Below are 23,700 nucleotides of genomic sequence, written 5' to 3' on the forward strand. Positions count from 1 at the left end.
AATTTGGAGATTGTGTGCAATCCTTAACGGTTGAATTGGGTGAACGTTCGTACCCCATCTATATTGGTCAAAATATTCTTTCTGAAGCATTAATCACTCCCTTTATCAAAGGTAATCAAATTATGGTGGTCACGAATGACACGATAGCGCCTTTGTATCTTGATACCTTACTAAAGTGCTTACCTGGATTCACAGTTGATGTCACCGTATTACCCGACGGGGAGTCTTTTAAAGATTTAACTCACCTGAATTTGATCTTCGATCAGTTGCTTAAAAGTCGGCATAACCGAACCACCACACTGATTGCTTTGGGTGGTGGTGTCGTGGGCGATATGACAGGTTTTGCAGCAGCGAGTTATCAGCGTGGCGTAGATTTTATTCAAATCCCTACGACTGTCTTGTCTCAGGTTGACTCTTCTGTGGGTGGTAAGACGGGTGTAAACCATCCTCTAGGTAAAAATATGATTGGAGCGTTTTATCAGCCACAATTAGTCCTTGCTGATATTTCTGTTTTTACTACCTTGCCTGATCGTGAACTTGCGGCAGGTTTAGCTGAAGTGATTAAGTACGGTTTGATTTATGATTACACGTTCTTTTGCTGGCTTGAAGAAAATATGAACGGATTAGTGGCACGTGATCCGGACATTCTTATGCAGGCAATTTTGCGTTCTTGTGAAATTAAGGCTGAAGTTGTTGCCCAAGATGAAAAAGAGGGCGGTATTCGCGCTTGGTTAAATTTAGGACATACTTTTGGGCACGCAATTGAAACGCATCAAGGGTATGGTAACTGGTTGCATGGTGAAGCTGTTGCTGCAGGCACAATGATGGCGATGGCTCTCTCGTTGAATATGGGGTGGTTGTCACCTGATGATGTAGACCGAGCACGTATTTTATTTGAGAAGGCTAATTTACCTATATTGCCACCTGATAATATGAGTGAAAAAGATTTTCTTGAGCTAATGTCTGTAGATAAGAAAGTACTAAATGGTGAGTTGCGTTTGGTTCTGTTGGAAGCTCTTGGAAAAGCTGTTGTGACAGCTGACTATTCTCAAGAAAAACTGATGAGTGTCTTAAGCGCCTAGACCGGGCGTTAAGTGGGTGGTATCAATGAGTCAAAATTTCTACTTCGAGCCTCCTAGTCGAATACAGCTAGTTGATAAAATGGCTCATTTGCTTCGCTATTCCGAATTTTTGATTGTTATTGCTGGCCCAAAAGGGAGCGGGAAAACCTCAGTGTCGAAGCGTTTAGCTTTGGTGACGCAAACGAGTGATATAAGTCAGATTCTTGTTACGCTTGAAGGCGAAACGGGAGCCATGTCACTTGCTCTGCAGTGTGCAAAATTAGTTTCTGATGATTATGCCGAAGGCATGGATCCATTGACTATCTTACATGAAAAAAGCAGGTCACTGCATGATGTTGGACAGCACCTGCTGATTCTTATTGATAATGCAGAATGGCTCAACGATGAGGCCATTGAGTTGCTGGCCGGGCTGTTGGTATCAGGGGTGGGTAAACCTAAAGTTGTGCTTTCTGGTGAAGAGTCCTTGGTGAGTCGTTTACATTCATTGAGTCTTTATGAGTTACTAGAAGGCCGTTTGCATCTTGAGACTTTACAGCCGTTTAGTGAAGATGAAGCAAAAGAGTTCCTTGCTTTACGGTTTTCTTCGCAACAAGCGCTGAGTAAGCGCGACCTGAAAGGTGTTTACGAAAGTTCTAAAGGCTATCCTGGAAGGATCACCTCTGCTGCCTCTGAGATATATCGTTCAGGCAAAATTACTAGCAGGTCTAGGAGGTTCCTTCCCTTGCCTATGCCGCATATGGTTGGTATAGGTATTGTGCTTTTAGGGGTGTTGATGATATCTGCTTGGCAGGCTTCGCAGGATAGTAATCTAGTTATTGAGCCGCAGATTGTCGCAGGGCGTGTATCTGTACCGCTAGATGTTTCTGTCAAGGATCCTTTGTTAGGTGATATTCGTGATGACTCTATTACTCAGATGCAAAGTGAGTTGTCTAAGTTATTAGCTGAACAAGAGAAGTTGTTAAAGCAAGAAACTGCTTTGCTAAAGGCCCCCCCAGCTATAAAAGAAAATACGCTAAATACTCCAGCAGTAGTTGAATCTAAGCCTATACCCGTAACGACGATCTTAGCGAAAGAGAAAGAAGGGGTAAGTGAGTCTAGCTTGGTTGAGAAAGAGCTCAGGCAGAGTGAAAAATTAATAGATAAGCGCCCTAAACCAGTTGCGGTTAAGGTATTAGAGCCAACTGTCATTGCCTCTAAGCCTGTTAACTTACCTGCTGTTGTATCTAAACCTACTGCTGTTGTATCTAAACCTACTGCTGTTGTATCTAAACCTACTGCTGTTGTATCTAAACCTACAACTGTTGCTACACCGAGTATTGTATCCAAACCTACAACTGTTGCTACACCGAGTATTGTATCCAAACCTGCAGTAGTTGTAGCGCCTAGTGTTGTTTCTAAGCCTGATGTGATTACTGTTAAAGTTGCGCCTAAGCCTAAAGTGGTTGTCTCTGAAAAAGGCACGGCTGTACCTAAAGATGTGATACCTAGAAGTGTTGTATCTGAGGTGGTTTCTTCAGGTAAAGAAAAGAAAAGTATAACTGCTACAAAAGCAAGTACGAGTAAATGGCTTAAAGAAGAGCAGTTGTTAACCTGGCCTTCTACAGGTTATACCTTACAAGTGTTAGGTGCGCGCTCTCAATCTAGCGTTGTGCAATTCATGGAGTCTTTGGATAGTCGAGATCGTTTATATTACTTTACAACGATGTTCAAAAAAGCACCTTGGCACGTGGTTGTATATGGACAATATGCTAACCGTACTGCTGCAAATCGGGCGGTCAGCTCATTGCCAGAAGAGCTTAAAAAGCTTAAACCTTGGGCTCGAAGCATTAAAGGGGTGCAACAAGACATCAAGAAAAAATAATTTTTTTCTTTGGTTTTTTCAGTAAATTGTTTTTAAAAAACGGCCTTTTGCCGTTTTTTTTATGCTTAATCGAATGAATATTTGCTTAAAATTTGTCCCCGAAGGGCTCAATGTGTAAAATATCCTCCCTTTTTGCCTGCCAAATAAAAGTCCAGTCGAAAAGGTATTTAGTTAAACCTTTGTTTTTTTTAAGAACTTTTTAAGTGAGTATGACTTATGAGCACAGGTCTATATCGCCCCGGTGAATTTAAGGATAACTGTGGTTTTGGTCTGATGGCGCACCTGGAAGGTACGGCCAGTCATGATCTTTTACTAAAAGCGATCGGAGCGCTTGCCTGTATGACCCATCGAGGCGGCATTGCTGCTGATGGCAAAACAGGTGATGGCTGCGGATTATTAATGCAGAAGCCCGATGGTTTTCTGCGTGAAGTAGTAAAAAGTGACCTCAGTGTTGAGCTAGCAGAGCAATATGCTGTAGGTATGATCTTTCTATCACAAGAGCCTGCGTTGGCTGATGTGTCGCGTAGCACGTTAAACCATGAACTAGAAGCTCAAGGGCTTGTTGTGAAAGGTTGGCGTGTCGTGCCAACAGATGAGAGCTGTCTTGGGCCTATTGCTAAAGATACTTTGCCAAAAATTGAGCAAGTATTCGTCGAAGCACCTGGTAAGTCTGAGCGTGATTTTGGTATCAGCTTGTTTGTTGCTCGCCGTAAGGCTGAAATAGCTTTAAGTACGGATAATGATTTTTATATCTGTAGCCTTTCCGATAAGGTTCTTTCATATAAAGGGCTGACATTACCGGTCGATTTGCCAGTGTTTTATAAAGATTTGGCAGATGAGCGTCTTGAAACAGCGGTGTGTACTTATCATCAGCGTTTCTCTACGAATACAGCACCGCGCTGGCCTTTAGCTCAGCCGTTCCGTTTTCTGGCCCATAACGGTGAGATCAATACGATCGAAGGTAACCGTAATTGGTCGCGAGCACGTTCACGAAAATTTGCTACGGATCTGCTGCCTAACCTTGAAGAACTACAGCCTATTGTAAATACCAGTGGTTCCGACTCTTCCAGCATGGATAACATGCTGGAATTTTTAATGGTTGGTGGAATCGATATTTACCGCGCTGTTCGTATGATCATTCCACCGGCGTGGCAGAACGTGGATACCATGGATACGGAGTTGCGTGCTTTCTATGAGTACAACTCTATGCACATGGAACCATGGGATGGTCCAGCAGGCATGGTAATGACCGATGGTCGATTTGCTGTGTGTATGCTTGACCGTAATGGTTTGCGTCCATCTCGTTGGGTGATGACGAAGCAAGGATATGTTTGTACGGCGTCTGAAATTGGTGTTTTTGATTACCAGCCAGAAGATATTGTGGCGCAGGGGCAAGTAGGCCCAGGTCAGATTTTTGCTATCGATACAGCCAGTGGTGAGGTGTTACACACGGCAGATGTTGATAACCGCTTGAAAAAAGCTCAGCCTTATAAAAAATGGCTCAGAGAAAACGCTCTGCGTCTTGAGCAGACGATGAACTTGAGTGAAGAATCGCGCTCTTTCCGCGAGATGCCTCCAGAAGAAGTTAAAAGGTACATGAAAATGTTCCAAGTGACTTTCGAAGAGCGAGACCACGTTATTCGCCCTCTTGGGGAGTCTGGTATGGAAGCCGTCGGCTCTATGGGTGACGATAAGCCAATGGCAGTGTTATCTAGCCGTGTTCGTTCTCCATATGACTATTTTCGTCAGCAGTTTGCTCAAGTAACCAACCCACCTATTGATCCTTTGCGTGAATCGATCGTTATGTCGTTGGAAACCTGTATCGGTGCTGAGCAGAATATTTTTGAAGAAAGCGCAGCGCATGCTCGACGCGTTATTTTAACAACTCCAGTATTGTCGGCGTCTAAGTTCCGTCGCCTACGTGATAACGAAGTCTCTGGCTTTGACGTTATAACGATTGATTTGAATTACGACCCTTCAATAACCAATCTGAAAGACGCAATAGCAGCCGTGACTGATCGGGCTGAAAAGTCTGTTCGTGATGGTAAGGTCATCATCATTCTATCGGATGCTAAGATAGAAGAAGGAAAATTACCTATCCATGCGGCGATGGCCACAGGTGCCGTGCATCACCGCTTAGTGGATACGGGGCTGCGTTGTGATGCCAATATCGTTGTTGAAACTGGAACAGTCAGAGATCCTCATCACTTCTCGGTTCTGTTTGGTTTTGGTGCTACGGCCGTTTATCCATTCCTTGTCTATCGTGTGCTAAATGATTTGTGCACATCTGGCGAAATGCTGTTAGATCCATTGGATAGCCATGAAAACTACCGTAAAGGTATTAATAAAGGCTTGATGAAGATCCTTTCGAAGATGGGTATTTCTACCATCGCTTCGTATCGAGGAGCTCAGTTGTTTGAAGCCATCGGTTTAAGTTCTGAAGTGGTCAGTCAGTGCTTTAAAGGTGTGAGCAGCCGTATTGAAGGCGCGCGTTTTGAAGATTTTGAATACGAGCAGTCATTACTAGCTAAACAGGCTTGGACAGCGCGTAAGCCTATTCAGCAAGGTGGCTTACTAAAATATATGCATGATGGTGAATATCATGCGTATAACCCAGATGTTGTTCGCACTATTCATGAAGCAGTTGAAAGTGGTGATCCGGCTAAATATCAAATATATGCTGATTTAGTTAACAATCGTGGTGTTGCCACACTGCGTGACATGCTTGCTTTGAAAAAAGATGTGAAGTCAATTTCGCTAGACCAAGTTGAGCCCGTTGAAGAAATTCTCAAGCGCTTCGACTCAGCAGCAATGTCTCTGGGAGCATTGTCACCAGAGGCGCATGAAGCATTAGCGGTTGCTATGAACGAGTTGGGCGGCCGTTCTAACTCAGGTGAGGGCGGTGAAGACCCTGCTCGCCATGGCACCATGAAGCGCTCAAAAATTAAACAGATAGCATCAGGTCGCTTTGGGGTTACTCCTGAGTACTTGATGAGTGCAGATGTTTTACAGATCAAGGTTGCTCAGGGAGCTAAGCCTGGTGAGGGTGGTCAGCTTCCTGGCGGGAAGGTCAATGAGCTGATTGCCCGTTTACGTTTTTCTGTCCCGGGTGTGACGTTGATTTCGCCACCGCCGCATCATGATATTTACTCGATCGAAGATTTGGCTCAGCTGATTTTCGATTTGAAGCAAATTAATCCTGAAGCACTGGTCTCGGTAAAACTGGTTTCACGTCCAGGTGTCGGTACTATCGCCTGCGGTGTGGCTAAAGCGTACGCTGATCTGATTACTATCTCAGGTTATGATGGCGGAACCGCGGCATCGCCGATTACCTCGATTCACCATGCGGGTTCACCATGGGAGCTAGGTCTTTCTGATGCGCATCAGTCTCTACGTGGTAATCATCTTCGTGGCAAAATTCGTTTGCAAACAGATGGTGGTTTAAAAACTGGCTTGGATGTAATTAAGGCGGCGATGTTAGGTGCTGAGAGCTTTGGTTTTGGCACGATGCCAATGGTAGCTCTAGGCTGTAAATACTTGCGGATCTGTCATTTGAACAACTGTGCAACTGGTGTTGCTACTCAAAATGAAAGACTGCGTGACGACTTCTTCCGTGGAACGGTTGAAATGGTAAAGAACTTCTTCAGGTTTGTCGCAGAAGAGACACGTCAATGGATGGCTCAAATGGGTATTCGTACCATGGATGAGTTGGTCGGGCGTGTTGATTTACTGGAGTTGATCGACGGTTATACACCGAAACAACAGAATCTGGATTTAAGCCCGATTATTAGTGACGGTGGCGTGCCTGCTGAATACCCACAGATTTGTCAGCAAACACGCAATGAACCGTACGATAGTGGTGCGCTCAATACCCAGATGCTTGAACTGTCATTACAGAGTATTGAGCAGAAAACCGGCGGAGAATGGCAGTTGGCAATTACTAACTGCGACCGTTCTGTTGGTGCGCGCACTTCAGGTGCCATTGCTAAGCAGCATGGGAATCTGGGCATGTGTGGTCAGCAGCTCACGTTTAGCTTTAAAGGCCACGCAGGTCAGTCATTTGGTGTGTGGAACGCCGGTGGACAGGATCTGATTTTGGAAGGTGATGCCAACGACTATGTCGGTAAAGGTATGGCGGGCGGTAAAATTGTGATTAAACCGTTTGCAGCTACTACTTTCAAATCAAATGAAACCGCTATTATGGGTAATACCTGTCTGTATGGTGCAACTGGCGGGAAGTTATTCTCTGCAGGTCGTGCAGGTGAGCGTTTTGCAGTGCGTAACTCAGGTTGTCATGCGGTTGTTGAAGGTGCTGGTGATCATTGCTGTGAGTATATGACTGGCGGTTTGGTTACCGTACTTGGCTCGACTGGTTATAACTTCGGTGCAGGCATGACCGGTGGTTTTGCCTATGTATTGGATATGAGTAATACCTTTGTGGATAAGTACAACCATGAATTGGTTGAAATTCACCGAGTTCATACTGAGCATATGGAAATCCATAAAAACCATCTGCGTTCAGTGATTATTGAATTTGCTAGAGAGACAGGCAGCGCTTGGGGCCAAGAAATTATTGAGAATTTTGATGATTATATTGGTCGCTTCTGGTTAGTTAAGCCCAAAGCCGCTGGTATTACTGATTTACTGAATAGTGTTCGTAGACGCCCTGAATAACAGGTTTCGTAGCGATAACGTTTAACCTGCGCCTGTTAACAGGCGCCATAATGAGGTGGGACTATGACTGAACGTCTTAACAACGATTTCCAGTTCATCGACGTATCCCGTGAAGGGCCAAAGAAAATAAAGGCCTCTGTTCGTAAAAAACAGTACGCTGAAATTTACGAGCCATTTGTTGAAACAGAAGCGGCCGAGCAGTCGCATCGGTGCTTGGACTGTGGTAATCCGTATTGTTCATGGAAATGCCCTGTGCATAACCATATACCGGATTGGTTACAGTTGGTGTCGGAAGGTAACATCATTAAAGCGGCTGAATTAAGTCACCAGACAAACACGTTGCCAGAAGTTTGTGGTCGTGTATGCCCGCAAGACCGTCTTTGTGAAGGTGCTTGTACGTTAAATGATGGTTTTGGCGCCGTAACTATCGGTTCGGTAGAGAAATATATTACTGATACTGCGTTTGCGATGGGCTGGAAGCCAGACATGAGCAACGTACCAGAAACAGGTAAACGAGTCGCTATTATCGGGGCTGGCCCTGCGGGTTTAGGCGCGGCAGATATCTTGGTACGAAATGGTGTGACGCCGGTGGTTTTTGATCGCTACCCAGAAATTGGTGGTTTGTTAACTTTTGGTATTCCAGAATTCAAACTGGAAAAAGAGGTTATGGCAAATCGTCGCCGTGTCTTTGAAGAGATGGGCGTTGAATTCCGCCTTAATACTGATATTGGCAAAGATGTTGCCATGCAGTCTTTGATTGATGAATATGATGCCGTTTTCCTTGGTATGGGTACGTATACCTATATGAAAGGTGGTTTTCCGGGTGAAGACCTAGATGGTGTGTATGATGCGCTGCCATTCCTCATTTCTAATGTAAATCATTGCTTGGGTTTTGAGAAAGACCCTGCTGACTATATTAGTATGAAAGGCAAAAAAGTTGTGATTCTGGGTGGTGGTGACACGGCCATGGATTGTAATCGTACCTCTATTCGCCAGGAGGCTACGCGTGTTATTTGTGCGTATCGTCGTGATGAAGCCAATATGCCAGGCTCTAAGCGTGAAGTAGAGAACGCAAAAGAAGAGGGGGTTGAGTTCTTCTTTAATCGCCAGCCTGTAGAAGTCGTAGGCGAAAATGGCAAAGTAATTGGTATTAAGGTTGTCACTACTCAGATGGGTGAGCCTGATGAAAATGGTCGTCAGCGTGCTGAAGTTGTTCCGGGTTCAGAAGAAGTATTAGATGCTGATGCTGTGCTCGTTGCTTTCGGGTTCCGTCCAAGTCCTGCCCCATGGTTTGCTGATTTTGGTATTGATTTGCATGACGATGGCCGTGTAAAAGCGGATGAGAAACCATCTCAGGGACGCCATGCGTTCCAAACGAGCAATGCGAAAGTCTTTGCTGGTGGTGACATGGTGCGCGGTTCTGACCTTGTTGTGACTGCTATCTATGAAGGCCGACAGGCTGCAGAAGGTATTCTCGATTACCTTGAAGTCTAATGCTGGATTTTAAATTGTTGCTTAGTCGTTTCTTATGACTGCAACGTTGTTCAAAATAGGTCGCTAATTTAGCGGCCTTTTTTATGTCTGGTTCTGCTCTAGGTCCTACATTAGATTGTCAGTTTTCTTATTTCTCTAACCCTATATTATCGGCGAATCTCGCTAGTTTCGCACGGCGCATAGCATCGATTGAGAAGACGGTAAAGCCTATCCATACCAGTGCAAAGGTTACCAAGCGTCCTGTATTGATTGCTTCAGCGAATACGAATACTGCTAGAAGAAAATAAAGGGTGGGTTCTATGTACTGCAAGACTGCAATCGTAGAGATGTTTTTTGTGCGGGCTACACCAAAGGCAAATAAACCCAGAGGAAGGATCGTCATGGGTGCGGTTAGCATTAAAAAAAGGCGATCACTGTCTTCACCGGTTTCCCAGTGAGTAAGCCCCGACATACCAATCAGGTAAAACAGAGCAAAAGGAACCATGAGTAGTGTTTCAGCTGCGAGTCCGTTGAGAGTGTCGATACGTACTTGCTTCTTAATGACGCCATAACAACCAAATGCAAGAGCAATACCGATGGTCAGCCATGGGAAACTATCCAGACTTATACAAGCGTAAAGAAATCCTGTTGCGCAAAGTATTAACGCTATCAATTGTAATGGTGTAAGTCGCTCACGTAGGTAGAACACTCCAATCAGGATGCTGATCAGCGGCGTGAGAAAATATGCCAGACTTACCATGAGAACCTGACCATTGGTGACTCCCCAGGTATTGAGGTACCAGCTAGTAGAGATACAAGCTGTAGACAGAAACAGCGAAGTGAATGTTTTGGGTTCCATTAGCAGATTGAAAACGCGTATGGGAGTGACTGTAACCCAGAGCAAGATAGCCATTAGAGGCACAGAACATAGGACGCGCAGGGCAAAAATTTCCATGGCTTCTACCTCGCGAAGATGCTGATAGAAGAGCGGCGTTAGTCCCCAAATAATATAAGCACAAGTGGTCCAAAGTAGACCACCTTGTAGAAAGTTAGATAGTTGCATATGTCGATTTTAGCTATAAATTATCATGATGGTGGGAGAGGGGATGTATACAAAAACAAGATGTACTAAATGGAATGATCAAAGGTTTTTGACAGCGTTGAAAACTTTACTGAAACTTCATAGTTTGTGAAGTTATTTGCAAAACTTATAAACGACGCATGAAATGACGGCTGTGGAACAGATCCAAAACCGTCGTTTGTCGCGCTCTCTATATATGCAGTTAGCACTGTGTGAAACTTAAATTAAGCTATTTGACGATCCACTGCCGCTGCCACCATGCGAGTCAGACTGCTCAAATCAAAGATGGGTAGGCCAAATTCTTTCTGTAATTTCGGTGCAAAGTGCGAAAGGTCGGTGCACTCAAGAACGATTGCCCCTACTTCTGGGTTTTCGTTCAACATGTTCTGAACCACGGAATTTAATTCCTCCTCAAAAAGATCCATATCTAGGTCATCTGTATCGCCACGAAGGATGACTTCTGCAAACTGTTTCTGGTGCTGCATACCTGCAACTACAATAGGCTCTGCAACAATACCGACACCTTTTAGGTGATCTTCGCTCAGTGCATCACTGTTGGCAACGACGACCCCTACTTTTTGATCCTGCTTTAATAAGCGAGACACCAATGGCACTTGAATGAGGCTAGACATAAATACGGGTACATTAACCGCATCGGCGATCTCTTTCTGATGTAGGGCTAGAAAACCGCAGCTGCCGGTGATTGCTTTTACGCCTTCACGTTCTAGTTCCTGAGCGGCTTCTATAAATGGTTTTAACAGTTCAGGGTCTCGTTCGCGGATAAGACGGTCAATAGTGGCACCTTTGACTGTCTTGTAAAGGATGGGAAAGTCAAAGCTGGCGGGGTGTTTAATGTGCCCAGCCGGTTTAGGGAAGTAAGACTCTAGGGAAATAACACCTATGGTGAGTCCGCATACATTGATACCACCTTTGATTATCATTTAAATATCCTGTCAGTTAAAACGTGCGGCGGAGAATGGTTTTAGGTCCACTGCTGGTTCATGGCCCTGTATACTTTGTGTAATCAGTTTGCCGGTGATCGCAGCAAATGTTAGTCCTAAGTGGCCATGACCAAACCCTACTTTTATCCGCGGGTGCTGCTCTAGTGCCCCGATAACTGGCAGAGAGTCTGGTGTTGATGGACGACTACCAACCCAGGTCGACTTAATTGAAGGGTCACTGCCTAGCATTACTTTGGCATGCTTCAACATTTCATCAGCACGTTGTGGGTTTAGTGGTGCATCAGCGAATGCAAATTCTGCCGTTCCTGCCAAGCGTATACCGTCTTCCATTGGCGTAAGGAAGACGGCTTTATCTAGCCAGCCTACTGGGCGACTAAGAGATTTTTTGCCGATATCTAGCGTTAGGTGATAGCCACGTTCGCTGACGAGTGGGATTTTCACTCCAAATTTTGTAAGAATCGCTTTGGAGGAGAAACCTGTACAGATCACAACTTGATCATATTTTACGATGCTATCACTTAGCTTCACTGTAACTTCATTATCGTTAGGTAATACCGCTTGTACTTCATCTTGTAAGATTGTTCCACCGTTGTTAATGAAGTAAAGGGCATAACGTCGGCTTAATTCAACGGGGCTTATGGTGAAACGAGTATCGGGATAAAAAACTCCACCGGCATGAAAATTTGCTAAATCTGGTTCTAAGTCGTGTACCTGGTTTGCATTCAGAAATTCGAGATTTACACCTTGCTCTCTACGTTCTCGTAGATCGCCATTCTGAGCGTTTAAAACCCCTTCCTCTGTTGCAAATAAACCTAAGCAGCCTGCGGATTTAATCAAGTCCTGAGCATCTGTGAGGTCCAATAATTCTTGATTAGCGAGTTGCGTATGTGCTTGCAACGATGTCAGTGCTTCTTTTCCTTGCACGTACTTTGTAGGGAAGCAGGCTTTGAAAAATCCCCAGCCGTAAGGCATCAATGAAGGTAAATAGCTCCCTTGCATAGACAGCGGGCTGGTTTTGTCTAGCAGCATTCCAGGCATTTTTTTCATCATGGCAAACTTGGCAAACGGCAATCGGGCATAATCTGCAAATAAGCCAGCATTACCGAAAGATGCACCCATGCCAGGTGCTTCCTTATCGATCAATGTCACCTTATAACCCGCTTTTTGCAAGCACAGTGCGGTGGACAGACCGACGATGCCAGCCCCCAAGATTCCAATATGTATATTTTGCATGTTTACTTCGTGATGAAACCATCACGCCTCACAATTTTAAGCTTTGGCTGCGATTACCTGAATTTCTACTAGCAGCTCCGGTCGTGCTAAACGGGATTCCACACAGGCCCTGACGGGTGTGTTTTTACTGTCTACCCATGCATCCCACACCGCGTTCATTTGGGCGAATTGGCTCATGTCAGAAACCCAGATATTTGCGCTGATTAGACGGCTCTTATCGCTCCCCGCATCTTTAAGTAGTTCATCTATTTGTGCCAGAACTTGCTGGGTCTGCCCTGTTATATTCTCGGATGGCTTTTTTGCGACTTGGCCTGCAGTCCACACTAGGCCTGCAAAGCTTACTAGTTGGCTCATACGTTGATTTGAATGTTGGCGTTGGATCATGTCCTACTCACTTATTATTGGTTTTTTGTTGGCTAGCGGTACTAGTAAGTTGTTCGTAGCGCTCGCCTTTTTTGATGATGAGATTAGTTGCTAAAATCATTAAGTAAACGGCTCACAGGCGCTCGATTATGAGAACAAATAACTCAAATATGGTCGTCGAAATAAATAAGAGAAGGATTGTAAGTGCGAGGTACTAGATACTGATTCTTATAATCGCCACCGATTACAAAGGGTATGTACATCGAGATCTTCTTTTATTGTTATATTCGGCCTACTCGCTAAATCAACCCAGGGAGTAGTCTTTAAGAAGTTATTATTTACACTAAAAAACATAATAACAAATCGTAAATATTTAACATTTCATCAGATTTTTTTATATTAATGAATATTTATGTAGGGCAGTGTGCGTTCACATCCACTATTGAAATTCAGTATTTACCAAGGGAGTAAGTTGATTGAGTTTGTTAGATCGACGTCAAATCTAACGGAGGTAACCGCGTTTCGTTTTCACAAAAGCATGTTTCCTTCACTTTCTATCGAAGTGGTCTTTTCTATTTTATTAATAAAAATATCCCCCTAGTATTTTTTAGGAACCCCGCAGTTACATAAACACTCAACTACATAGCTCTCTTATTAAAATACTGTCGTCGAGAACAGCTATGGTGTGATAAATAACATAAGAAAAACTTATATAATCAAATATTTTTTAGAATTGTATCTATATTAAGTTTGTTTACACTGAATGAATCAGTGTCCTGTGATATTGGCAATTGAGTTGTTACAGCAACTTTACGTTCTTCGTCACAGTCATTGCTGAAACCTATAAAAACAAGAAACATTCGGGTAGCAAAATGGATAGAAGAAAGATAGACGTCGTATTATCGACATTTTTGATTATTGTTTCTTTGATTATCTTGACCAACAACAACCTAGTTGAAGGTGGTGCTGAAAGTGATCTAGGATCCATGTTTTTACCTCGTGTCGTAGCGGGGTTGATGATCATTTTTTCTGCGACTATCGCTATCCAGTCTCTAATGAAGCTTTCAAAAGGTACCAAGATTGAAGGTTTGGAGCTGATCAGCACTGACGGCTTCTCCGGTATCCTTATCTATATAGGGATCTTTATTGTGTACTGGCTTGCTGTGCCTTACGTAGGCTTTCTGGTTGCCACCCCCTTTATTATGATCGCTGTTGCTATGCTCCTTGGAGGTCGCGACTGGGTTCCTATTATCGCGATGTCTGTTATCACCCCTGTACTGATCGATTATGGCTCTAAAGAGTTTCTGCGAGTCTACTTGCCAACGTGGTCTTTTTAAGGGGAGGAAATCAGATGTTTGATAATATTATTAGTGGTTTCTCTTCTATTCTGGCGATAGGTCCTATTTTGGGCATTATTGCTGGCGTAATCATCGGTATTATTTTTGGCGCTATTCCTGGCATATCTGCCATCATGGCGATCGCTATTATTTTGCCTATGACCTTTTATGTCGATCCAATCATAGGTATCACTATGTTATTGGCTGTATATAAAGCCGGTATTTATGGAGGATCGATTTCAGCCATCTTGATTAATACACCTGGGGCCGCAGCCTCATTTCTTACTGCTCAAGATGGTAATGCACTGACGAAAGCCGGTAAGGCGGGCAAGGCACTCGATATGTCTTTATTTGCCTCGGTCACAGGTGAGATGCTGGCAACATTAGTACTGATTTTAGTTGCTGCTCCGATCTCTTTGATCTCATTGCAGGCAGGCCCTATAGAAAAAGTATTCCTGCTGCTGTTTGCTTTTACCGTTATAGGCTCTATGGCAGGAGAGTCGCTCCCGCGTGGCTTACTATCGTGCTGTCTGGGTATGCTGTTTGCTATGGTCGGTATGTCTACTATTACAGGGGCCGCACGCTTTACTTTTGGTTATACCGAATTGATGGGTGGTTTTACCTTTACGCCTATGCTGATCGGCATATTGGTTATGCCTGAGGTGTTTAATGTTATTAAACGGCGTCTGGTTCCACATCATGAGATGACGATTACTCACTCTCCGAATCCTGCTGATAATCGCATTAGTTTTAAAGAATTTCGAAATGTGTTTAGCACTATTTTAAAATCCAGTGGTATTGGTACCTTTGTTGGCGCCCTGCCAGGTTTGGGTTCTAGTACAGCAGCCTTTATTGCCTATGGTGAAGCAAAACGTACCGCTAAAAAACCTGAAGAGTACGGCAAGGGGTCAGTCGAAGGTATTGCTGCTGCAGAGTCTGCTAATAACGCAGTGTGTGGCTCTAGCATGATTCCAATGCTGACATTGAGTATACCTGGTGATGATGTAGCGGCATTGCTTATGGGGGCTTTTTTGATTCATGGCCTGACACCTGGCCCTATGATCTTTTTCGAGCACACTGAAATTATCTACGCGATTTTCGCCGGTTTCTTGATTACCGATCTATTCCTTTTGGTGATCGCTCGATCTGGATTCAAATTTTTCGTGAAAATGGCGTCGTTGCGTCGCTATTATATTTTCCCTTGTGTGACTGTGTTTGCTTTCACTGGTGCCTTTACTGCTGGACAAAACATGGATGACATTCTTGTTCTCATTGCCTTTACTGTGATGGGCTACGGCATGAGGTTAGTGGGCTTAAATCCGGCTGTATTTATCATCGGCTTTATTCTGACACCGTTCCTAGAACAAAACTTAGATCAGGCAATGTCGATCGTTGGCACTGACTATTATCTGTTCTTAGCATCACCGTTCTCATGGGTGTTTATAGCACTGTCTGTTTTCTTTGTTTTCTCCAGTATGCGAGTAAAGCGAAAAACTGCGAAAGCTACTGCTTCGGCAGAAAATAAAACCACCTGAATATGAAAACCAAACCTCCTTAGCTGGGTAGTAACTTTTATGTTACTAGTCTTTGCTTGAGGCCGAAAATCCATATGAAAACCGTTAAATATAAATATAAATAAATCGAAGGAAGTACGTATGAAAAGCTCTAAAAAAATACTAGCAACTCTTACCGCAGCGCTGGCTGTAACATTGGCTTCTGGTGCAGCATTGGCTGAATATCCTGAGAAACCAATCAATGTTATCGTTCCTTGGGGAGCGGGTGGTGACTCTGATTTAACGACGCGTATTTGGGCTGACGCCGTAGAAAAAGAGCTAGGTGTTCCTGTGGTTGTTATTAATAAGACAGGCGGTGGCGGTATTGTTGGAACATCGTTTGTTGCTCGTGCAAAAAAAGATGGCTATACCTTGATTAATGCGGGTCTTAGTAACATGTTAATAACCCCTAACTTCAGCAAAACGCCTTATAACTTTGATAGCTTTACACCCGTGGTTAAAATGACTTCTGTACCGCTAGCGGTAGTCGTTGCAAAAGACAGCCCTTACAAAACATTTGAAGATTTTGTTGCTGGCGCTAAGAGTAAGAGAGTAACTCAGGGATCTTGGGGTGCGACCTCTTCAGGTACGATTCAAGCCAACATCATTGCAGAACAGATGGGCTATAAAGTTAAGTATGTCCATGCAAAAGGCGCTGCAGACTCTATGGTTTCAGTTGTCGGTGGTCACATTGACTCTGCTGTTTCATTCCCTCCTGCATTTGGCCCTCATGTAAAGGCTGATCGTGCACGTGCACTGGTTATGAACCAGAAAATGGATGCATTTCCAGGTGTGCCGACATTTGCAGATTATGGCGTAAAAGGCAGCTTCGAAGGCTGGTCGGGTGTGTTTGCACCAAAAGGTGTTCCTCAGGATGTGGTTGATAAACTGAATGCTGCAACTGCCAAAGCAATGGAAGATCCAAAAGTGCTGGCTGCGTACCAGAACATTGGTGCAATAGTTGATTATCGTCATGGATCTGAGTGGGTAAGTGACATGAAAGAAACTTACGGCATCATGAAAGAGGCGGCTGCGAAAGTTAAGAAATAATAGCCGTAACTGATATTCAACGGCACTCGGTATTTTCTGGTTATCGAGCTGTCGTTGAGTTTTTCACTGCCAATTCTCCCTACAGTTTCTATTCAATACCCAAATCAATATTTATCTCTTGCCTACGCTTTGCCTCTCTTTGTTATTTCATGACGGTTTTCTGGTTTCTTGTGCGCAACTTACCAGCTTAAAACTGGATTACATGAACAAGCATCGAATGCTGATGTACGTTATATTTCTACTTTAACTATAATTAAACACCTATTTTTAGGGTTGTTCATCAGTATATCTAATATTTAAAGGTGAAATAATGAACCTCAAGCAGATGGAAGCCTTTCGGGCGGTGATGTTAAGTGGTTCGGTTTCACAGGCCGCTAAACAATTATTTCGAACTCAACCAGCAGTGAGCATGATGATTACCTCGCTGGAAAACGATATTGGTTTTCAATTGTTTGAACGGCATAAAAAACGCCTGTATCCCACTCCTGAGGCTCACTATTTATATAAAGAAGTAGAAGCTATCTTCTCTCGTATACAGGATGTAAGCCAGACTGTTCAGGATATACAGAACAAGCAGTATGGTTTTCTACGCATCGGTTGTATGCCTGGGCCATCTAATTTCTTCGTGCCAGATATTTTGGCAGATTTTTTGGAAGACCATCCCAAGGTTCAGGCCTCATTACAGACTCGAACGTCTGATGCTGTCGTTGAGTGGGTCGCTTCCAATCAATACGACTTGGGTCTGGCTGAAATATCCACGCATCAGTCCAAGCTAGGTAGAAATAGGCTGTTCGAGTTGCCTTGTGTTTGTGCGCTACCGGCTGATCACCCGTTGGCAGAGCAGGAGGTGATTACGCCCGAGATGCTTGACGATGAGCCAATGATAACCCTGCATCCAGATCATATGATATTCCATGATTTGATGCAGCTGTTTGAAGCGGGTGGGCATCGTATGAATGTGCGTTTGCAAACCCGCTTCTTTATTCCGGCGCTTAAGTTTGTTGAGCGGGGGCTTGGTGTATCTATTGTTGACCCTATATCAGCAAGTAGTTACACCACGTACGCACAAGCTGACAAAGTTGTCTTTCGTCGCTTTCAGCCTGACGTGCATTTACGTATAGGTTTGATGTTCCCCTCGGGTAACCCGTCATCGATGATTGCCATGGAGTTTGCTGACCTACTGTGCAAGCAGATTGAAAATGTTCTTGATAACCCTGAGCAGTTCCTTGGTTGGGGTGAGTAATGGTTCTAGTTAGGTGTTGCTGGATTGTGTGGTGTACTAAAATATCTTGCAGTGAAAACAAAAAAGCCTCGTATTTACGAGGCTTTATATTAAGGCGTATAGCTACGTTTTATAACTTGCCAAGGTAGCTATCAAATCGCTGCTTAATTGATTCTGACGGTGCTGCGGTTACTAAGCTTACAATGATAATTGATAGTGCCGCAAAGATAATTCCCGGAACTATTTCATAAACATCAAAGATGCCTCCACTGATCTGTTTCCAGATAACAACCGTTAAGCCACCCACAATAACACCTGCCAATGCGCCAAAGCGATTCATACGCTTCCAGTACAAGCTTAGGATCAGCGTTGGACCAAAAGCAGCACCAAAACCTGCCCATGCATAAGAAACCAACCCTAATACAGAGCTATCAGGATTCATTGCTAGCATCAGTGCTACAAGGGATAAGCCTATCACAGCAACTCTACCTACCATGACAACTTGTTTTTGCGATGCGTCTTTACGGAACACCTGTTTGTAAAAGTCTTCAGCTAGTGCAGAAGAAGATACCAACAGTTGAGAATCTGCTGTACTCATAATGGCTGCAAGAATCGCGGCTAAAAGAATACCAGCAACAACAGGGTGGAATATGGCATTGACTAGTAACATGAAGATTTTTTCGCCGTCGCCTAGGTTTCCGCCCAGCTGATTATCTACATAGATAATACCGGCAAGGCCCACTAGTATAGCGCCGACCATTGATAACCCAGACCACACAACAGCAATACGGCGAGCAGTAGAGATCTCTGCATTACTACGTACTGCAGCAAAACGTGCCAAAATATGAGGCTGGCCGAAGTAACCTAAGCCCCATGCAGCTAAAGAAATAATAGCGATGGCTGTGAGTGGTTCACCTTTGCTATCGTTCCAGATAGTGAGCAATTCTGGGTTTTTAATTTCTAGAGCAGTAAAGAGGTTAGCAAAACCCCCTTCAGATTGAATAGCAATAATTGGTACAAGAATAAGCGCTGCAGCCATCAATAAGCCCTGCACTAAATCTGTCCAAGACACTGCTAAGAAACCACCAAATAAGGTATAAGACACAACACAAACGGTGCCTATGATGACTGCTAGGGTGTAATCCAGTCCAAAGACCGTTTCAAATAGCTTACCGCCAGCAACTAAGCCTGAACTTGTATAGAACAAGAAGAATAATAAAATAAAGAAGGCAGAAATAACCTGTAATAGGTTTGATTTGTCCTCGAAACGGTTAGCAAAGAACTCAGGTAGTGTGAGAGCATCGTCTGCTTCAATACTATAAGTACGTAGACGCTTGGCTACTAATAACCAGTTTAACCAAGTCCCTATGAGTAAGCCTGCCCCTAGCCAAATTGATTCTAAACCAGACGAAAATGCATAACCTGGAAGGCCTAAAAGTAACCAGCCACTCATATCTGAGGCGCCTGCCGATAATGCGGCTGGCCAAGGGCCTAGAGAGCGACCACCCAAAAAGTAATCTGAAGAGTTTGCTGTGCGTCGGTAAGCATACACACCAATGGCGAGCATGAGTCCTAGATAAATCGTAAAAGTACCAATAATGGCACCGCTATTTGCGATCATTTACCATACCTCGTGTTGAGTCTGAGAGTTATTATTAGAATCGGCCTATTTTGGAGAGGGCGAAAATAAGCCGTGGATCATACGCTTACCGTTATACTTTTGGATATGACGATAAGCATTTTTTGAGGTTACGAATCGCTCTTGCCACCAAGCTCCAATAACGTCGCATTACCTCCAACCGCAGTGGTGTTCACTGAGAGAGTGCTTTCTGTAACAAAACGCCAAGGATAATCAAGGCTTGTTAGTGTCGCATAAGTGTTAAAATCTGTTTCCGCAATGAGTTGCGCTAGCATGCCGTCGCGTTGTGCTAGTTGTGTATTGAGTGCTATTACATCAGCATCGGGTCCACAAAAGGCATAGGCATGAAAGGCTTCATGGCTGGCTAGCTCTTCTATTGATGCGCTGCTGATTTGAACGACATCAGCTGGTACTCCAACGTTCAATAGTGCTGAATGTAAGCGGTGCATATATTTATTGGATGACTGTAGAACCACTGCATTTCCGGTTGCTAGTGCGGTGAATAACTGTGCCGCTATTGCTGTTTCATACGCTAGAACAGTCTCACTATCTTGTGAGTTGGGGGCGCCTGAGCAAATACCGATAAGCCCGCGGCCACTCCAATGCAGGCTGTTCGCTTCGCCTGTAGGCCCTGGTAAATGGAGAGTGTCTGGCATGGTGTTAGTGACCCGTGCCAAGAGCCAGTTAACTAAGGGTTGGTTGAGTTCTTTAGCCGCGACACTAAGCAATTCAACTCGGGCTATAGCACCTAACGTATTCCAAGCTTCCCAGGCAGATTCTGCAGTTTTTACAGTGCTCGCTAATGTTGGGGTAGTCATATTAATCTCCTGCTCATGCTTGGCTATTTAGGGGGCTTTGAGTGTTTGGAACGTGAGTACTTTGAGGCTGAGTCTTTCGAACTTCACGCGTGAAACGTTTTAAATAGTGAGGCCCACCCGCTTTAGGGCCTGTTCCTGACAGCCCTTGTCCACCAAAGGGTTGCACACCTACCACTGCGCCGACCTGATCACGGTTGATATAAATGTTGCCTGCACGTACGCGATGCGTAATGTGGTTGGCGGTGGTTTCGTTACGTGTATGCACACCCAGGGTTAGACCAAAACCGCTAGCATTGATACTGTCAATGATGCTGTCAAGCTCAGAGGCTTTATAGCGAACCACGTGAAGAATCGGTCCGAACTGCTCTTCCGTTAACTGCTCGATTCCTGAGATCTCAAATGCACTTGGCGCAACAAAAGTACCTTTCTCAGAATCAAATGGCAGCGGCGTTTGAGCAATCAGAGAGGCGTTTTTATTCATGTCTTCAATATGTTGTAAAAGCCCGGCTTGTGCCCTTTTATCGATGACAGGTCCAATATCTGTTTGATGATATTCAGGGTTTCCAACGATGCTTTCTTGCATGGCTCCACGTAGCATTGGAATAATGCGATCAGCAACATCTTGCTGGACAAATAGCACGCGTAACGCTGAACAACGTTGCCCGGCAGATGCAAAAGCTGAGCGCACAACATCACGTACAACCTGTTCAGGTAAGCATGTTGAGTCGATTAGCATGGCATTCTGGCCGCCAGTTTCGGCGATAAATGGAACGGGGTCTGCTTGGCGTTTGGCTAGTGAGCGGTTAATACGCTGGGCGGTCCCTGTTGAGCCAGTAAAGGCAACTCCAGCAACACGTTTATCAGAAGTTAACGGCTCACCGAGTGTCGCACCTTCACCGGTAAGTAGCTGAATAGCGCCTGCAGGGATACCAGCCTCAAGCATTAGTTGAACAGCGCGAAAGGCAATAAGGCTAGTTTGTTCTGCAGGCTTGGCGACAACCGTGTTACCGGCAGCCAAAGCTGCTGCTATTGGTCCTAGGAATATTGCTAGGGGGAAATTCCATGGTGATATACAGACGAAAACACCACGCCCTTGACGGCTTATTTCAAGAGTTGAGTGGTCAAAGTTCTGTAATGTTTCTGTTTCACTCATTGCCAAGCGAGCTTGGACGGCGTAATAACGGCAAAAATCAACGGCTTCACGCACTTCGTCGATTCCATCTTGTAACGTTTTGCCCGCTTCACGATGACATAGTGCCATTAACTCACCGTAATTGGCTTCTAGTAAGTCGGCTAAGCGTTCTATAGCCTGGGCACGTTCCGTTACTGGCGTATCGCGCCATGCAGGGTAGGCTTTTTCAGCATGTTCTAGAGCAAGGTCTACATGCGAAGCGCTGGCGAAATTAACCTGTCCAACGGTATGATGACGATCGTATGGAGCAACAACGCTAAAGGGCGTGGTATTTGTAGATATCACTTCACCATTTATGATCGGACCTGCTTGCCAGGTAGTTGCCATAAATGGCTCAATCATCGCTTTAAAGTGGTTCCACTCTACATCGATCTCAATGTTGTAACCGTAAGAGTTCTTACGCTCATCACTAAACAGTTCTGCAGGAAGTGGAATATGAGGGTTGGCTAGTGATTTTCGTGCTGCTAATACATCCGCAGGATGATCCACTAGTTCACTAATAGGACAACGAGCATCCACCAAACGGTGAACAAAAGAGCTGTTAGCCCCATTTTCTAACAAGCGGCGTACTAAATAGGGCAGCAAGTCTTTGTGGTTGCCTACCGGTGCATAAATACGAACAGCGACATTGTTCGTTCTGATAACCGTATTATAAAGAGCATCCCCCATGCCGTGTAGGCGCTGGAATTCGTACTCATCGTGCATAGCCATAGCTATTACTGAAGCAACGGTATGCGCATTGTGGCTAGCAAACTGAGGATAAATATGTCCTCGGACATTTTCGCTTAGCAAGAATCGCGCGCATGCTAAGTAAGCGGTATCCGTAGCTTCTTTACGTGTATAAACGGGATATCCGCTTAAGCCACGCTGTTGGCAATTTTTTATCTCGCTATCCCAGTAAGCACCTTTTACCAAGCGCAATGGAATACGATCTCCCTGGCTTTTGGCTAATGCTGCTAGCCAGGCCAAAACAGGTAATGCGCGTTTTGAATAGGCCTGTACTACTAGACCTAGCTCACCCCAACCACGGGTTTTTGGGTGCTGGTATAGCTGCTGGAATAGTTCTAAAGATAATTCTAAACGATCCGCTTCTTCAGCATCGATGGTAATGCCGACATTGAGAGATCTCGCGTGGCTGATGAGCTCAAGTACCTTATCGCTCATCTCTCCTAATACGCGTGCTTTTTGGCTCACTTCATATCGCGGGTGAAGAGCTGACAGCTTGATAGATATCGTCGGTTTAGGCGCGCTTCCTTCGTACTTATCTTTTCCGACAGCGCTAATGGCCTGTTTATAATCCTTGAAGTACTTATCAGCATCTTGTGAAGTTAGGGCTGCTTCACCTAGCATGTCGAAAGAGTAAGTATAGCCTTTGTCGCGGTCGTTACGGCCACGCTTTAGTGCTTCTTTAATGGAGCGTCCCAGCACAAACTGATGGCCCATTATTTTCATCGCCTGATTCATCACTTTACGGATGACAGGTTCAGACATTTTATTGACGAGGCGGTTAATGACGTTTGAAGGTTCGCCGTCTTCATCTTTATCAAGGGATACTACTTTCCCAGTCAGCAGTAATCCCCATGTAGAGGCGTTTACAAATAAAGAGTCTGAGTTCTTTAAGTGTGCTTTCCAATCAGCTACCGACAGCTTGTCACGTATTAACGCATCGGCTGTTTCTGCATCAGGAATACGCATGAGCGCTTCAGCAAGGCACATGAGAAGGATTCCTTCACGTGTGTCTAAGCTGTATTCCAGCAACAATGCATCAATCATATGAATGGCACCATCATCTGCGCGCACTTGCTCGATTAGCGTAGTCGCACCTTGAGTGATCTGTTGGCGTTCATTTGTGTTAGGTGTGGCTAATGGCAACAGCTCTTTTAACCAACTCGTTTCATCTACTGAGTAGAGTGGCGAAATGAGTTCCCAAATGTGTGGGAGTGGCTGATCTAAAAAATCAGGATTAAAGATGTCGGTGGCTTTGAACATAGTTATGCTCCCTAAACATGTTGGACGGTCGATAGCTGCGCCATGGGTCACGAATATCATGATGGTTCAACTGTATGGCCAACTGGTCGCTTTCGTCTTGCGAAAAACTTGGCTTGTTTTGCAAAAAGCTCTGTTTTACCTCCCTTTAAGGTCTTTTTTGGATGTTTTCTT

Annotated in this window: 15 protein-coding genes; 8 read left to right on the plus strand and 7 right to left on the minus strand. The window is 44.5% G+C overall.

The window, feature by feature from the left end; translation table 11 throughout:
• Positions 1–14: 14 nt before the first annotated feature.
• From aroB to G511_RS0100730, 4 genes are all read left to right on the plus strand, one after another.
• Positions 15–1,082, plus strand: a complete 1,068-nt coding sequence (gene aroB / locus G511_RS0100715) for a 3-dehydroquinate synthase (protein WP_028467898.1) — start codon at positions 15–17, stop codon at positions 1,080–1,082.
• Between the two features lie 25 nt (positions 1,083–1,107).
• Complete coding sequence (locus G511_RS0100720; RefSeq protein ID WP_028467899.1) at positions 1,108–2,943, plus strand: AAA family ATPase; 1,836 nt, start codon at positions 1,108–1,110, stop codon at positions 2,941–2,943.
• 216 nt (positions 2,944–3,159) lie between these two features.
• Positions 3,160–7,617, plus strand: coding sequence for a glutamate synthase large subunit (gene gltB / locus G511_RS0100725; protein ID WP_028467900.1), 4,458 nt, complete (start codon positions 3,160–3,162; stop codon positions 7,615–7,617).
• A gap of 63 nt (positions 7,618–7,680) precedes the next feature.
• Entirely contained in the window at positions 7,681–9,111 is a 1,431-nt protein-coding gene (locus G511_RS0100730) for an FAD-dependent oxidoreductase (protein ID WP_028467901.1), read from the plus strand.
• Between the two features lie 127 nt (positions 9,112–9,238).
• On the opposite strand, the gene rarD is transcribed toward G511_RS0100730, so the two are convergent.
• The 4 genes from rarD to G511_RS0100750 all read right to left on the minus strand — a co-directional run bounded on the left by rarD (position 9,239) and on the right by G511_RS0100750 (position 12,750).
• Positions 9,239–10,153 carry an EamA family transporter RarD gene (gene rarD / locus G511_RS21475; protein WP_084628968.1) on the minus strand — a complete coding sequence of 305 codons (915 nt, stop codon included), beginning with the start codon at positions 10,151–10,153 and terminating at the stop codon, positions 9,239–9,241.
• Between the two features lie 242 nt (positions 10,154–10,395).
• Positions 10,396–11,112 (minus strand): aspartate/glutamate racemase family protein, encoded by a 717-nt coding sequence (locus G511_RS0100740; protein ID WP_028467902.1) that lies wholly within the window; start codon positions 11,110–11,112, stop codon positions 10,396–10,398.
• A gap of 12 nt (positions 11,113–11,124) precedes the next feature.
• The gene (locus tag G511_RS0100745; RefSeq protein ID WP_028467903.1) at positions 11,125–12,366 is read right to left on the minus strand and encodes an NAD(P)/FAD-dependent oxidoreductase; all 1,242 of its coding nucleotides are present in this window, start codon (positions 12,364–12,366) and stop codon (positions 11,125–11,127) included.
• A 36-nt stretch (positions 12,367–12,402) separates the two neighbouring features.
• A complete protein-coding gene (locus G511_RS0100750; RefSeq protein WP_028467904.1) occupies positions 12,403–12,750 on the minus strand; it encodes a RidA family protein in 348 nt (115 codons plus the stop codon).
• Positions 12,751–13,601: 851 nt separating this feature from the next.
• Here G511_RS0100750 and G511_RS0100760 point away from each other — a divergent pair.
• The 4 genes from G511_RS0100760 (at position 13,602) to G511_RS0100775 (ending at position 17,912) form a co-directional block, all read left to right on the plus strand.
• The gene (locus G511_RS0100760; protein WP_028467905.1) at positions 13,602–14,066 is read left to right on the plus strand and encodes a tripartite tricarboxylate transporter TctB family protein; all 465 of its coding nucleotides are present in this window, start codon (positions 13,602–13,604) and stop codon (positions 14,064–14,066) included.
• A 14-nt stretch (positions 14,067–14,080) separates the two neighbouring features.
• A complete protein-coding gene (locus G511_RS0100765) occupies positions 14,081–15,601 on the plus strand; it encodes a tripartite tricarboxylate transporter permease (protein ID WP_028467906.1) in 1,521 nt (506 codons plus the stop codon).
• A 120-nt stretch (positions 15,602–15,721) separates the two neighbouring features.
• A complete protein-coding gene (locus G511_RS0100770) occupies positions 15,722–16,669 on the plus strand; it encodes a Bug family tripartite tricarboxylate transporter substrate binding protein (protein ID WP_028467907.1) in 948 nt (315 codons plus the stop codon).
• A 310-nt stretch (positions 16,670–16,979) separates the two neighbouring features.
• The gene (locus G511_RS0100775) at positions 16,980–17,912 is read left to right on the plus strand and encodes a LysR family transcriptional regulator (protein WP_028467908.1); all 933 of its coding nucleotides are present in this window, start codon (positions 16,980–16,982) and stop codon (positions 17,910–17,912) included.
• A 109-nt stretch (positions 17,913–18,021) separates the two neighbouring features.
• Here the strand turns inward: G511_RS0100775 and putP are convergent, their stop codons facing one another.
• The 3 genes from putP to putA form a co-directional block, all read right to left on the minus strand.
• Positions 18,022–19,512, minus strand: a complete 1,491-nt coding sequence (putP, locus tag G511_RS0100780; protein WP_028467909.1) for a sodium/proline symporter PutP — start codon at positions 19,510–19,512, stop codon at positions 18,022–18,024.
• Between the two features lie 128 nt (positions 19,513–19,640).
• Positions 19,641–20,348, minus strand: a complete 708-nt coding sequence (locus G511_RS21480) for a hypothetical protein (protein WP_051221368.1) — start codon at positions 20,346–20,348, stop codon at positions 19,641–19,643.
• A 13-nt stretch (positions 20,349–20,361) separates the two neighbouring features.
• Positions 20,362–23,529: a bifunctional proline dehydrogenase/L-glutamate gamma-semialdehyde dehydrogenase PutA gene (putA, locus tag G511_RS21485; RefSeq protein WP_051221373.1), complete on the minus strand. Its 3,168-nt coding sequence runs from the start codon at positions 23,527–23,529 to the stop codon at positions 20,362–20,364.
• Between the last annotated feature and the right edge of the window lie 171 nt (positions 23,530–23,700).

This window comes from Neptunomonas japonica DSM 18939, assembly GCF_000422765.1.
Lineage (GTDB): Bacteria > Pseudomonadota > Gammaproteobacteria > Pseudomonadales > Balneatricaceae > Neptunomonas > Neptunomonas japonica.